Origin of the sequence: Streptomyces sp. NPDC050674, assembly GCF_040654575.1 — a bacterium.
Lineage (GTDB): Bacteria > Actinomycetota > Actinomycetes > Streptomycetales > Streptomycetaceae > Streptomyces.
Map to the genome: position 1 here is coordinate 58,408 of NZ_JBFAIG010000023.1, position 13,169 is coordinate 71,576.

Consider the following 13,169-nt stretch of genomic DNA (forward strand, 5'->3'; position numbering starts at 1 on the left):
GCGTGGGGGGCGGGCTCGGGGTGAACCGCGCTGTTCCGTACGCCTGTCCGCAGGGCCACTCTTCCGTGCGGCACCGGCCCGCAGGGTGACACGACCGTGGATCGTGACGGCTCTCGCGCTCCGCCCGGCCGGCACCGCCGCCACGCTGCTCGCCCTGACCACGGGCGCCTCGGCCCGCGCGGACGCAACGGATCGTACCGTCTGGGCCGGTGCCCGCTCGCCGTGCGCCGCCTGCGTGGGTCCGTGAAATTGCGTGGCACGCCCGTTCGCCGGGCCACTAGGCTCCTGCGCTTCGGTGCCGGGTGGCGAGGAGGGCGGTGGATGTGGGCTCGGGACGGTTGTACGCGGCCGTCGCGGCGGGGGGTTTCCGGCGGTACGCGACGTATCGGGCGGCGACGCTGGCCGGGGTGTTCACGAACACGGTATTCGGCGTCATCCTCGTCCACACGTATCTGGCGCTGTGGGAGGAGAAGCCGCACCTCGGGGGGTACGACCAGGCGCAGGCCGTGACCTATGTGTGGCTGGGGCAGTGCCTGTACGCGACGCTGGCGATCCAGGGCGGGGGCGCGGAGAAGGAGCTGATGGAGCGCATCCGCACCGGTGAGATCGCCGTCGATCTGTACCGGCCGGCCGATCTTCAGGTGTGGTGGCTGGCGGGGGACGTGGGGCGGGCGCTGTTCCAGATGCTGGGGCGGGGGGTGGTTCCGTTCGTCTTCGGCGCGGTGTTCTTCCCGATGGCGCTGCCGACGGACGTCAACCGCTGGGCGGCTTTCGCGGTCACGCTGCTGCTGGCGACGGTGGTGAGCTTCGCGATCCGCTATCTGGCGGCCCTGAGCGTGTTCTGGCTGATGGACGGCACGGGCGTCAGCCAGGTGCTGATGGTCACGGGGGTCTTCTTCTCGGGCATGGTGCTGCCGCTGAACGCCTTCCCCGGTGTGCTCGGCGAGGTGGTGCGGGTGCTGCCGTGGGCGGCGCAGATCCAGATGCCGGCGGATGTGCTGATGGGGGAGACGAACCCGCTGGGGGCGTTCGCCTTCCAGGCGGCGTGGGCGGTGGCACTGCTGGCGGTGGGCAGGCTGATGCAGTCGGCGGCGACGCGGCGGGTGGTGGTGCAGGGTGGGTGAGCGCGGTGCGCTGCGCGAGGGGCTGCGGGCTTACCGGCTGATCGCGGGGATGTGGGTGCGCTCCAGCATGACCTACCGCGCCTCCTTCGTCGTCACGGTGATCGGGAACCTGACGGTGACCGGCCTGGACTTCGTGGGGATCCTGCTGATGTTCTCGCAGGTCGACTCGCTGGGCGGCTGGTCCCTGCCGGAGGTGGCCTTCCTGTACGGGCTGTCCGTGACGTCGTTCGGGATCGCCGATCTGGCGCTGGGCTCGATGGACGTCCTGGGGGCCCGGATGCGCGACGGCTCGTTCGACACGCTGCTGGTGCGTCCGGCGCCGGTGCTCGCCCAGGTCGGGGCCGACCGGTTCGCGCTGCGCCGGCTGGGCCGGATCACCCAGGGCGTGGTGGTGCTGGGCTGGGCGCTGGTGTCGGTGGACGTCGACTGGAGCGCGGACAGGGTGCTGCTGGTGCCGGTGATGGTGCTGAGCGGTGCCGCGATCTTCTCGGCGGTGTTCGTGGCCGGGGCGGCCTTCCAGATCTACGCGCAGGACGCCGCGGAGGTGCAGAACGCCTTCACCTACGGCGGGACCACGCTGTTGCAGTATCCGCCGTCGGTGTTCGGCAAGGACCTGGTGCGGGGGGTGACCTTCATGGTGCCGCTGGCCTTCGTCAACTGGGTGCCCGCCTCCTATGTGCTGGGGCGGCCGTACCCGGTCGGGCTGCCCGGGTGGGTGGCCTTCGCCTCGCCGCTGGTGGCGGTGGCCTGCTGTGTGCTCGCCGGGCTGGCGTGGCGTACGGGGCTTCGTTCGTACCGGAGTACAGGGAGTTGAGTTGACCGATTCGGCGAGCGGGACCGCGCACGGCGGGTTCATCGAACTCGACGGTGTGGAGAAGGTCTTCGAGGTGCGCAAGAAGACGGGCTTCATGAAGCGGGAGCGGCGGCGGGTGCGGGCCGTGGACTCGATCTCCTTCCGCGTGGAGCGCGGCGAGATGGTCGGCTACATCGGGCCGAACGGGGCCGGCAAGTCCACCACGATCAAGATGCTGACGGGCATCCTCACGCCCAGCGCGGGACGGCTGCGGGTGGCCGGCATCAACCCCTCCGAGGAGCGGACGCGGCTCGCGCACCGGATCGGCGTGGTGTTCGGGCAGCGCACGACGCTGTGGTGGGACCTGCCGCTGATCGACTCCTACCGGCTGATGCACCGCATGTACCGGATCCCGGACGCCCGTTACCGGGAGAACCTCGGCCGGCTGGTCGATCTCCTGGACCTGGGCGGCCTGCTGGACGTGCCGGTCCGGCAGCTCTCCCTGGGGCAGCGGATGCGCGGTGACATCGCGGCGGCGCTGCTGCACGACCCGGAGGTGCTGTACCTGGACGAGCCGACCATCGGGCTGGACGTCGTCTCGAAGTCGAGGGTGCGGGAGTTCCTGCGGGAGCTGAACGCCGAGCGCGGCACGACGGTGCTGCTGACCACGCACGACCTCCAGGACATCGAGCAGTTGTGCAAGCGGGTGATGGTCATCGACCACGGACGTCTGATGTACGACGGTCCGCTCGCCGGGCTGCACGAGGCGGGGGAGGGCGAACGGACCCTGGTGGTGGACCTGGAGCGGGAGCTGCCGCCGATCGAGGCGCCCGCGCCCGCGCGGGTGGTGCGGGTGGACGGCCCGCGGCAGTGGCTGGCGTTCCCGGCGTCGGAGTCGGCGGCGCCGCTGGTGGCGCGGATCGCGGCCGAATACCCGCTGGTGGACCTGTCGGTGCGGGAGCCGGACATCGAGGCGGTGATCGCGAAGATGTACGCGGAACAGGCCGAGCGGTCGATCTCGTAGCCCCCGGCGGGGTGAACTCGTAATCTGCTGTGCATGACCGACGACGCAGTCCCGGACCTCCGCGCCTCCGACGCCGACCGTGAACGGGTCGCCGAGATCCTTCGGGACGCCGTGGCCGAGGGCCGTCTCGACATGGCGGAGTTCGAGGAGCGGCTGGACGCGACGTACCGGGCGCGGACCTACGGGGAGCTGGAGCCGATCACCCGGGACCTGCCGGCCGCGGGGGTCACGGCTCCGGCGGTGTCCCTGACGAAGGACCCCGCCGCCGGCCCGGACTGGTCCGGGCGGATCGTCGGCGGCGAGGGGTCCTCCAGCTGGGCTGTCGCCGTGATGTCCGGCTTCCAGCGCAAGGGGCGCTGGACGATGCCCCGGCGGTTCACCTGCTTCGCCTTCTGGGGCGGCGGTGAGATCGACCTGCGCGAGGCGAACTTCGCGGACCGCGAGGTCGAGGTGAACGCGATCGCGATCATGGGCGGGGTGGATGTGATCGTGCCGCCCGGGGTCGAGGTCGTCGTCCGCGGTATCGGCGTCATGGGCGGCTTCGACCACCGCGAGGAGGGCGTGGCGGGGGAGCCGGGCGCCCCGCGGGTCGTCGTCACGGGCTTCGCGTTCTGGGGCGGCGTCGGGGTGCAGCGGAAGCTCACCCGGGCGGAGAAGCTGCGCGTCCGCGAGGAGCGCCGCCAGGAGAAGCCGGCGCGCAAGACGGGGCGGCGGGAGCTGGACGGGTCCCGCCACCGGGACTCCCACTGGGAGCACTGAGGGCTGCTGCCGGGCTGTGACGCCCGGCAGCGGACGGGACTACAGCTCCGCCGGAGCCGACCCCTTCAGCGTCTCCAGGTCGAAGGACTCCGCCATGCGGGTGTACCCCTTGTCGCTGGGGTGCAGATGGTCCCCCGAGTCGTAGTCGGGGCGCAGCCGCCGCGGGTCGTACGGATCGCGCAGCGCCTTGTCGAAGTCGGCCACGGCGTCGTACACCTTCCCGGCGCGGATCTCCGCGTTGATCGTCTGGCGTACCGCCTCACGCGCGTCGGTGTACCCGCGGTGGCCGTGGAACGGCATCAGGGTCGCCCCGACGACCTTGACGCCCCGGGCGTGCGCCTGCCCGACCAGGGTGCGCAGTCCGTCGAGGATCGCGTTCGGGTCGGCGAGGCGCGGGTTGCGCAGGATGTCGTTGACGCCGAGGTCGATGACGACGACCTTGACGTTCGGCCGCTCCAGCACGTCCCGCTGGAAGCGGTTGAGGGCGCTGGGGTTGTCCGCGGGGCGGCCCAGGCCGTCGGTGAGGACCCGGTTGCCGCTGATGCCCTGGTTGACGACGCTGTAGCGGGGCAGGTCCCGTCCGGCCGCGATCTGCGCGCGCAGCCGGTCGGAGAGCACGTCGGTCCACCGGTTGTTGGCGCCCGAGGTGGAGGTGATGCCGTCGGTGAGCGAGTCGCCGAGGGCCACGATCGTGCCGTCGGACTCGTTGCTCAGCACGTCCAGCGCGGTCAGGTAGCGCCAGTAGACGCTCTGTTCGGTGTACGGGGTGCCCGTCGTGTCCTGCGCGTGGTCGCCCTGGGCGACGTAGGAGGTCTGCCGGGCGTGCGGGTGGTAGGTGACCGGGCCGGAGCTGGTCGGGGTGTACGTGGTCACCAGGACGTCGGAGTCGTGCGGGACGACGACCCGGACCGCGTCGCTCATCACCTGCCGGCCGGGCGGGATGACGACCGAGGGGCCGCCGCCGAAGGTCAGCTGCCGCATGGTGTCCGCGAGTGCCGCCGCCGTGCCGCTGCCCGCGGAGACGGCGATCGACGCCCGCGTGATGTTCAGCGGCGCCTGGCCGTAGAGATTGGACAGCGTCACGCGGGCACTCGTACCGCCGACGCTGGTGTGGACGACGTTGCGCACCGACCGGTCCGCCATGCCCGTCGTCTCGGTGCCGGGTTCGGCGGCGGCCGGGGACGTGGACCAGGTGCCGACCCAGGTGCCGGTGGAGGCCGGGGCCGCGGAGTTGTGCGGGACACGGCCGTCGCCGAGGGCGGTCCGGTTGCGTGTGCCGTCGTCGGATGCCACTCCGATGTATATGGCGGTGGAAAGGGCCATGATCGCTGCGACGACCACGCCCAGGAGGGCGTAACCACGTCCTCGGGTCATGCTGTGTTGTTCTCCTCGGGCGATGGGAGCCCAAGGCTCCGATCTGATGTGCCCATGATGCGTCATGGACCGGGGGAAGCTCACAGGACCCCGTGGCAAATACCCCCTCCCGACAGACGCCGGGAACTCCTGTTCCGTTCCAGGAGTCGGTCAGGAAGGGACAATGTGTGCGGGATCACCAAGCGGGTGGAGCGGATGGAACGGACGAAAGCAGAAGAAAAGGGTGCCGGTGTCGGGGGGCAGCATGCCCGGCCCGGAGCCGCCGTGAACCGTGCGATGACGACCTTCAGCCCGGCGGACGAGGAAAAGCGGCGTGGCGTGCGGCAGATGAAGCTCACCGCCACCGGACTCCTGCTGTTCGTGGCCGTGGTCTACGTCCTCGCCAAGTGGGCGCAGAACAGCGGCGCCGGGCCCTGGGCGGGCTATGTCGCCGCGGCCTCCGAGGCGGGCATGGTCGGCGCCCTCGCCGACTGGTTCGCCGTCACCGCCCTCTTCAAGCACCCCCTCGGCATCCCCATCCCGCACACCGCGATCATCCCCACCAAGAAGGACCAGCTCGGCGTCTCCCTGGGCGAGTTCGTCGGTGAGAACTTCCTCTCCGAGGACGTCGTACGGCAGCGGCTGCGCGCCGTCGGCATCGGCAGCCGGCTCGGCGCCTGGCTCGCCGTCCCCGAGCACGCCGACCGGGTCACCGCCGAGCTGTCCACCGCCCTGCGCGGCGCCCTGAGGGTCCTGCGCGACTCCGACGTCCAGGCCGTGGTCGGCGAGGCCATCACCCGCCGCGCGAACGCCCAGGAGATCGGGCCCGGCATGGGCAAGATGCTGGAGAAGGTCGTCGCGGACGGCGGCCACAAACGGGTCGTCGACCTCGTCGTCAACCGCGCCCACGACTGGCTGGTGCTCCACCGCGACGAGGTGATGGACGCCGTGGAGGGCGGCGCCCCCGGCTGGACGCCGAAGTTCGTCGACCGCAAGGTCGGCGAGCGGGTCTACCGGGAGCTGCTGCGCTTCGCCACCGAGATGCGCGACATGCCCGGCCACCCCGCGCGCGGCGCCCTCGACCGCTTCCTCACCGACTTCGCCTCCGACCTCCAGTCCGACACCGACACCCGCGCCCGCGTCGAACGGCTCAAGGGTGAGGTGCTGGGCCGCGGCGAGGTGCAGGACCTCATCGCCAGCGCCTGGACGGCCGTCCGGTCCATGATCGTCGCGGCGGCGGAGGACGAGCGCAGCGAGCTGCGGCTGCGGGTGCGCGCCTCCCTGCTGTCGCTGGGTTCGCGCATGGCGGCCGAGCGCAAGGTGCAGGACAAGGTCGACCAGTGGCTGGAGGACGCGGCCGTCTACGTCGTCACCACCTACCGCAAGGAGATCACCTCCCTGATCACCGACACCGTGGCGAGCTGGGACGCCGAGCACACCACGAAGAAGATCGAGGCCAACATCGGCCGCGACCTGCAGTTCATCCGCATCAACGGCACGGTGGTCGGCTCGCTGGCCGGTCTGCTCATCTACACGGTGTCGCACGCGCTCGGCGCGTGAGAGGCCGGATCACGGCGTGGGCGAGGTGGCTCAGGGCGTAAGGGAAACCGCTCAGGGCACTAGAACCGGGTTCCGCTCGACGAGGAGGGAGCCCATGGGCACCGCGCAGGCCGAAAGAGGCCGAACCATCACCACCGACATTCCCGCCCGCCTGGACCGCCTGCCGTGGTCGCGCTGGCACTGGACGATCGTGTTCGGCCTCGGCACCGTGTGGATCCTCGACGGTCTCGAAGTCACCGTCGTCGGCAACATCGCCAGCCGCCTGTCGGAGCCCGGCAGCGGTCTGCCCATCACGTCCGGCGAGGTCACCGGCATGGCGGCCGCCCTGTACGTGGCGGGTGCCTGCCTGGGCGCCCTCTTCTGGGGCCGTCTGACCGACACCTGGGGGCGTAAAAAGCTCTTCATGATCACCCTGGCGGTGTACCTCGCGGCCACCGCCCTGACCGCCGTCTCCTTCGACACCTGGTGGTTCTTCCTCTTCCGCTTCCTCACCGGCTTCGGCATCGGCGGCGAGTACGCGGCCATCAACTCCGCGATCGACGAACTGATCCCCAAGGAGTACCGCGGCCGCACCGACCTGATGATCAACGGCAGCTTCTGGCTGGGCGCCGTCTTCGGCTCGCTGCTGTCGATCGTCGCGCTGGACACGGACATCTTCGCGGCGAACGTCGGCTGGCGCCTCACCTTCGCACTGGGCGCGGTCCTCGCCCTGGTCATCCTCCTCGTCCGGCGGCACGTCCCGGAAAGCCCCCGGTGGCTGCTGATCCACGGCCGCGACGACGAGGCGGAACGCATCGTCTCCTCCATCGAGCAGAAGATCGAACGGGACAACGGCGAGCCGCTGCCGCCCGCGGACGGCGAGATCACCATCCACCAGCGCCGCAGCGTCTCCTTCCTGGAGATCGGCCGCACGGTCTTCTCCGACTACCGCAAGCGCGCCGTCCTCGGCTTCTCCCTCTTCATCGGCCAGGCCTTCCTCTACAACGCGATCACCTTCGGCTTCGGCGCGATCCTGACGACGTTCTTCGACGTCCCGAGCGGCAACACCGGCTACTACTTCGCCGTCATCGCCATCGGCAACTTCGTCGGACCACTGATCCTGGGCAAGCTGTTCGACACGGTGGGCCGCCGCGTGATGATCTCCGGCACCTACATCCTGTCCGGCCTGCTCCTCTTCGGCACCGCCTGGCTCTTCGACCAGGGCTCGCTGAGCGCGGCCACGATGACCGCGTGCTGGTGCGCGGTGCTGTTCTTCGCCTCGGCCGGCGCCTCCAGCGCCTACCTGACGGTCTCCGAGGTCTTCCCGATGGAGACCCGCGCCATGTCCATCGCCTTCTTCTACGCCATCGGCACCGCGGCCGGCGGCATCAGCGGCCCGCTGCTCTTCGCCAAGCTCACGGAAACCGGCGTCGTCGGCGACACGGTCCTCGCCTTCTCGATCGGCGCGACGCTGATGTGCCTGGCGGGCCTGGTCGCGGCGCTGCTCGCGGTCAACGCCGAACGCCGCTCCCTGGAGGACATCGCCAAGCCGCTGACGGCGGCGGAGAAGCGGGCGGGCGCCGGCACCTGAGCACAACCGGCCGGAGCGTCCGTCCGCCGCGGACGGTGTATCGGGGGCGTATGCGAAACCGCATACGCCCCCGCAACGGCTCCCCCTCTGCAATGGAGGCATGACACCCCACACCGACCTGCCGGCACCACCCCGCCGCACACGCGGCATCGTGATCCCCTTACTGCTGCTGACCGGCCTGGCGGCCGCCGCGTTCACCCTGCGGCGGCCGCTCATGATGTCCGCCCCGACCTGCGTGGCCGGGCGGTGGCACGGCTGCTTCGACACCTTCAACGGCGTGGTGCTCATGACACTGGTCACCCTGCCACTGTCCGCGCTGGTGGCATGGGCGGTGGCCCACCGCCGACGGGCCGCCGGTGTCCCGGGGGCCTGGCCGAAGTCACTGGCCGAGGTGGGCATGGTCCCGTTTTTGTGGCTGACCATGATGCCGGGCGGCGCGGCCGGCACCGCGCCCGCCCGGGTCAGCCTGGTGCCGCTGCGGGACCTGGTCACCATGGGAGCGCTCGGCATCGCCGGCAACCTGCTGGTCTTCGCCGCGCTGGGCTTCTTCGGCCCGATGCGGTGGGCGGCCCTGGCGTCCGTGCCGCGGATCCTGGCCCTCGGGGCGGGCTGCTCGGCCCTGGTCGAGACGGCGCAGTACGTCCTGCGGCTGGACCGGGTGTCCTCCGTCGACGACGTCCTGGTCAACACCGCCGGCGCCGTCCTGGCCGCGCTGGCGTCACGCCGCTGGTGGCGCACCGGGGCGGCTTCGCCGTCGCACGGGACGCGTCCCGAGCCGGCACCGGCGGGTTGAGGCAAGGGCCCTGTCTTTGCATACGCCGGCGGTATGCCGTGCTGCCTAGGCTGCCGGCATGCGCGTACTGATCGTGGAGGACGAGCCCTACCTGGCCGAAGCCGTCCGTGACGGTCTGCGGCTGGAGGCCATCGCCGCCGACATCGCGAACGACGGCGACGCCGCCCTGGAACTGCTGAGCGTCAACTCCTACGACCTCGCGGTCCTCGACCGCGACATCCCCGGGCCCTCCGGCGACGAGGTCGCCCGGCGCATCGTCGCCTCCGGCAGCGGCATCCCCATCCTCATGCTCACCGCGGCCGACCGGATCGACGACAAGGAGTCGGGCTTCCGCCTCGGCGCCGACGACTACCTCACCAAGCCGTTCGAGCTGCGGGAACTCGTCATACGGCTGCGGGCGCTGGACCGCAGACGCGCCTACGCCCGCCCCCCGGTCCGCGAGATCGCCGGCCTGCGTGTCGACCCCTTCCGCCGGGAGGTCTTCCGCGACGGCCGCTACGTCGCGCTCACCCGCAAGCAGTTCGCCGTGCTCGACGTCCTCGTCGCCGCCGAGGGCGGGGTCGTCAGCACCGAAGAGCTGCTGGAGCGGGCCTGGGACGAGAACGCCGACCCCTTCACCAACGCCGTCCGCATCACCGTCTCCGCCCTGCGCAAACGGCTCGGCGAACCCTGGATCATCGCCACGGTGCCGGGCGTCGGCTACCGCATCCACAGCGGCCCCGGCCATGGGCACGGGCATGCGTAGACGCCCGGGGCTCAGCGTCCGGCTCAGGCTCACCCTCAGCTACGCCGGGTTCCTCGCCGTCGCAGGAGCGCTCCTGCTGGCCGTGGTGTGGGCGTATCTGCTGCGCTACGTACCCGACAACTCCCAGGGCCTGCTCGGGGTCTCACCCAACCGCTACCTTCTGGTGCGCACCTTCGCCCCCGCCGCGGCCGTGGCGATGGGCTTCCTGCTCCTGTTCGGCCTCGTCGGGGGATGGCTCCTCGCCGGCCGGATGCTCGCGCCCCTCACGCGGATCGCCGCCGCGGCACGGACGGCCGGGAACGGATCGCTGTCCCACCGGATCCGCCTGAAAGGCCGCCGGGACGAATTCCGCGAAGCCGCCGACGCCTTCGACACCATGCTCGAACAACTCGAGTCGCACGTCGCCGAACAGCAGCGGTTCGCCGCCAACGCCTCCCACGAACTGCGCACGCCGCTGGCCATCTCACAGACACTGCTCGACGTCGCCCGCAAGGACCCCACCCGCGACCGGGAGGAACTCCTCGCCCGCCTCCAGGCCGTCAACACCCGCGCGATCGGTCTCACCGAGGCCCTCCTGCTGCTCAGCCGCAGCGACCGCGGCACCTTCACCCGCGCCGGCGTCGACCTCTCCCTCGTCGCCGAAGAGGCCGCCGAAACGCTGCTCCCCCTCGCCGAACAGCGCCGAATCACCCTCGACGTCACCGGCGAGGCCGCCCCGGCCAGCGGCTCCGCCGAACTCCTGCTGCGGATGGTGACGAACCTCGTCCAGAACGCCATCGTCCACAACCTCCCCGCCGACGGCACCGTGACGGTCCACACCGAGACGCGGCACGACGCGAGCGTGCTGCGGGTCGAGAACACCGGCCCTCCGGTACCGCCGGAACTGATACCGACCCTCACCGAGCCCTTCCAGCGCGGAACGGAACGCGTCCGCACCGACGAACACGCAGGCGTCGGCCTCGGCCTGGCCATCGTGCACAGCGTCGTCCGCGCCCACGCCGGCTCCCTCACCCTCACGCCCCGCCCCGGCGGCGGCCTCCTCGCCACGGTCCGCCTCCCCACCGCGTCGCCTCCGGCTGGGGTGGAGGGGAGTGGCGGCCGGTGATCCCGGGCGGCGGTCCCGGCCATGCGGGTCCGGCGTGCGGTCCCGGTCGTGCGGGGCCCAGCCGTGTGAGCCCCCGTCGACGAGGCCGGTGGCCCGCGCCGCACACGCCCAGCCGCTATCGGCCCGCCTGCGGCGACGAGGTCGGCGGCCCGCCTCGCACCCGCGCAGCCGCTACCCGGGCCGCCCCCGTCGACGAGGCCGGTGGCCCGCGCCGCACACGCCCAGCCGCTATCGCCCGCCCCCGGTGACGAGGTCGGCGGCCCGCCTCGCACACGCGCAGCCGCTACCCGGGCCGCCCCCGTCGACGAGGCCGGTGGCCCACCCCGCAGACGCTCAGCCGCTATCCGGCCCGCCCCCGTCGCCGGAGCCTGGGCAGCCCACCGGTCACCGCTCTGAGGCAGGGCGCCGCCGTATCGCCTACGGCTGGGGCGGACGGAGGTGGCGGCCGGTGGTCCCGGCCGTGCGGGCCCTCGCGACGCGGCCGACGGTCGCCCCGCATACGCCAGCCGCTCCCCGGGCCCCCTCCGCCGACGAGGCTGGTGGCCCACCCCGCACACGCCCAGCCGCTATCCGGCCCGCCCCCGTCGCCGCAGCATCAGCAGCCCGCCGGCCACCGCGCTCACGCCCGCCGCCGCGATCCACCCCGCCGCATCCCCGGACCCGGTGGCGGCGAGGTCGTCTCCCGCCGCCGCCGGAGACGCCGAAGCCTGCGTCCTGACACCGCCACCGGCCGGACCGGGACTCGGCGTTCCGGCAGGCGCCTCCTGCCGGTCCCGGCTGAACGCCAGCGTCCCGAAGCCGAGCTGGTCGAACCCCCCGCTGTTCGGCCCGTAGTCCCCGCCCCCACCCTCAGGCGCCGCCTTAGCCGCAGCCCGTGTGACGTACGACGCCGGCAACCCCCGCCGCTTGGTGTAGTGGTTGGCGATCATCGCCCAGATGGGCCGGGTCATCCCCGGGTCCACTCCGGCCACACCGGACGCTGTCTCGCTCCCCGACCACCCCCCGATCGCCCCCTTCTTCCGCCTGTTCGCCGTGTACGGCACGTCCCCGCCGAGGCTCCACTTGGCCACGTACTGCGCCCCCTTGAGGAACCGGTTGTCGTCGTAGCCGTACAGATCGATCCCCTGGTTCCACGCCATCTCGCACACCGTGCCCATCAGCCCGACCCCGAGCAGCGCGTGCCCCTGGTCGCGCCCGGCCTCCACCCACTCCGCGAGCCCGTCCTCGTGCACGACCGGAATGGCGTGCTTCACCGACCCCATCCCGTCGCCGTGCTTGAAGTACTCCACGGCCCGCTCCACGACAGCCCGTTGATCACAGAAGATCCCGGTCGCGAGCACACAGGCGAGCGCCGCCAGATCCCAGTTGGGCCAGTAGTTGGTGACGACCGCGCCGTTGTGACGGGTCAGGAAGTCGTCACTGAGCGGATGGAACACGCCGAGCAGCAACTCCCGAGCCCGCCCGAGCTCGAAATCCGCGTGATCCCGGACGAGTTCGGCGGCGTTCGCGAACTGGTACCCGTACAACCCGGCCGCGAGGAACCGGTCGGCGCTGCCCTCCAGCCGGGTCAGCTTCCCCGACCAGGCGTTGAGGATCGCCACGGCGGTGTCGGCATGCGGCTCCTCGCCGCTGACGTGGTACCGCAGGGCGTTCTGGTACGCGGCGTGCAGGTCGTTGTAGAGGACCCTGTAGTTCTCGGGCGAGCCCGACCCCCGGTACACGACGGCCTGCGGATTCGCCTGCCAGCCGCTCTGCGCGTGCCGGTTGGCGGTGAGCTTGGCGAACCCGGCGGCGTACGGTCCGGCACCGGCCTTCACCTTGGCCGCCATACGGTCCAGATCGGCACGGGTGTGCAGCAGCCCGGGATGAGCGAAGGGGGCGCCGGCAGCGTGGGCCGGGGTGGCGAGCGCGGTCGCACCCATACCGGCACCGATACCGATGCCCGCTGCCTTCATCATGCTTCGGCGGCTGATCCGTTGTGTCACGTCGTCGTACCTCAGCGTCTAAGTCGCGTATCTGCGGGGGACGGTGAGGAGACGGCCGGGTGGCGGGGCGATAACAGAAACTGCGCTATAGTTGATCTGCATCCGGTCGCCGGACTCCGGCAAACGGACGATGCGTTGGTGGTCCAAGGAAAGACGCCCCACTTCCTGTGGGGAGATGCAGGTGCAAGGCCTGCCCGGCGCTCTGACAAGAACCCGGCCCTGATTTCAGGGCCGGGTTCTTTGCTGTCTGTGCGGAGACCAGTCGGTCAATCGACCACCCGGCAGACAGGCAGGCGCACAGACGGCAGGCATGCGGTCGGCGGACTCTCACACCGGCCGGCCATCGGCCGGTCAACCG

Annotated in this window: 11 protein-coding genes; 9 read left to right on the forward strand and 2 right to left on the reverse strand. The window is 71.5% G+C overall.

The window, feature by feature from the left end; all coding sequences use genetic code 11:
- Window positions 1-323 precede the first annotated feature (323 nt).
- Genes AB0I06_RS30225 through AB0I06_RS30240 form a run of 4 tightly spaced genes read left to right on the forward strand, consistent with a single transcriptional unit; the run spans window position 324 to window position 3,700 of the window.
- Entirely contained in the window at window positions 324-1,124 is an 801-nt protein-coding gene (locus AB0I06_RS30225) for an ABC-2 family transporter protein (protein WP_363122082.1), read from the forward strand.
- On the forward strand, window positions 1,117-1,938 hold the full coding sequence (locus AB0I06_RS30230) for an ABC transporter permease (protein ID WP_363122016.1): 822 nt from the start codon (window positions 1,117-1,119) through the stop codon (window positions 1,936-1,938). The genes AB0I06_RS30225 and AB0I06_RS30230 overlap by 8 nt, the downstream gene beginning before the upstream one ends.
- A gap of 1 nt (window position 1,939) precedes the next feature.
- Window positions 1,940-2,941, forward strand: coding sequence for an ATP-binding cassette domain-containing protein (locus tag AB0I06_RS30235; RefSeq protein WP_363122017.1), 1,002 nt, complete (start codon window positions 1,940-1,942; stop codon window positions 2,939-2,941).
- 33 nt (window positions 2,942-2,974) lie between these two features.
- Window positions 2,975-3,700 carry a DUF1707 domain-containing protein gene (locus AB0I06_RS30240; RefSeq protein ID WP_363122018.1) on the forward strand — a complete coding sequence of 242 codons (726 nt, stop codon included), beginning with the start codon at window positions 2,975-2,977 and terminating at the stop codon, window positions 3,698-3,700.
- Window positions 3,701-3,739: 39 nt separating this feature from the next.
- Here AB0I06_RS30240 and AB0I06_RS30245 read toward each other — a convergent pair whose 3' ends face one another.
- The gene (locus tag AB0I06_RS30245; protein WP_363122019.1) at window positions 3,740-5,074 is read right to left on the reverse strand and encodes an SGNH/GDSL hydrolase family protein; all 1,335 of its coding nucleotides are present in this window, start codon (window positions 5,072-5,074) and stop codon (window positions 3,740-3,742) included.
- 165 nt (window positions 5,075-5,239) lie between these two features.
- Between AB0I06_RS30245 and AB0I06_RS30250 the strand changes: the two genes are divergently transcribed.
- The 5 genes from AB0I06_RS30250 to AB0I06_RS30270 all read left to right on the forward strand — a co-directional run bounded on the left by AB0I06_RS30250 (window position 5,240) and on the right by AB0I06_RS30270 (window position 10,826).
- Window positions 5,240-6,613, forward strand: a complete 1,374-nt coding sequence (locus AB0I06_RS30250) for a DUF445 domain-containing protein (protein WP_363122020.1) — start codon at window positions 5,240-5,242, stop codon at window positions 6,611-6,613.
- 94 nt (window positions 6,614-6,707) lie between these two features.
- Window positions 6,708-8,183, forward strand: coding sequence for an MFS transporter (locus AB0I06_RS30255; protein ID WP_363122021.1), 1,476 nt, complete (start codon window positions 6,708-6,710; stop codon window positions 8,181-8,183).
- 100 nt (window positions 8,184-8,283) lie between these two features.
- A complete protein-coding gene (locus AB0I06_RS30260) occupies window positions 8,284-8,976 on the forward strand; it encodes a VanZ family protein (protein WP_363122022.1) in 693 nt (230 codons plus the stop codon).
- Between the two features lie 58 nt (window positions 8,977-9,034).
- Entirely contained in the window at window positions 9,035-9,721 is a 687-nt protein-coding gene (locus AB0I06_RS30265; RefSeq protein WP_363122023.1) for a response regulator transcription factor, read from the forward strand.
- Window positions 9,714-10,826 carry a HAMP domain-containing sensor histidine kinase gene (locus AB0I06_RS30270; protein WP_363122024.1) on the forward strand — a complete coding sequence of 371 codons (1,113 nt, stop codon included), beginning with the start codon at window positions 9,714-9,716 and terminating at the stop codon, window positions 10,824-10,826. The genes AB0I06_RS30265 and AB0I06_RS30270 overlap by 8 nt, the downstream gene beginning before the upstream one ends.
- A 566-nt stretch (window positions 10,827-11,392) precedes the next feature.
- Here AB0I06_RS30270 and AB0I06_RS30275 read toward each other — a convergent pair.
- Window positions 11,393-12,784, reverse strand: a complete 1,392-nt coding sequence (locus tag AB0I06_RS30275; RefSeq protein ID WP_363122025.1) for an alginate lyase family protein — start codon at window positions 12,782-12,784, stop codon at window positions 11,393-11,395.
- Window positions 12,785-13,169: the final 385 nt, after the last annotated feature.

Bases quoted from the DNA above. Each gene is read 5' to 3' on its own strand.
- AB0I06_RS30275 (WP_363122025.1), bottom strand. From the start codon at position 12,784: ATGATGAAGGCAGCGGGCATCGGTATCGGTGCCGGTATGGGTGCGACC.
- AB0I06_RS30260 (WP_363122022.1), top strand. From the start codon at position 8,284: ATGACACCCCACACCGACCTGCCGGCACCACCCCGCCGCACACGCGGC.
- AB0I06_RS30270 (WP_363122024.1), top strand. From the start codon at position 9,714: ATGCGTAGACGCCCGGGGCTCAGCGTCCGGCTCAGGCTCACCCTCAGC.
- AB0I06_RS30255 (WP_363122021.1), top strand. From the start codon at position 6,708: ATGGGCACCGCGCAGGCCGAAAGAGGCCGAACCATCACCACCGACATT.
- AB0I06_RS30240 (WP_363122018.1), top strand. From the start codon at position 2,975: ATGACCGACGACGCAGTCCCGGACCTCCGCGCCTCCGACGCCGACCGT.
- AB0I06_RS30245 (WP_363122019.1), bottom strand. From the start codon at position 5,074: ATGACCCGAGGACGTGGTTACGCCCTCCTGGGCGTGGTCGTCGCAGCG.
- AB0I06_RS30265 (WP_363122023.1), top strand. From the start codon at position 9,035: ATGCGCGTACTGATCGTGGAGGACGAGCCCTACCTGGCCGAAGCCGTC.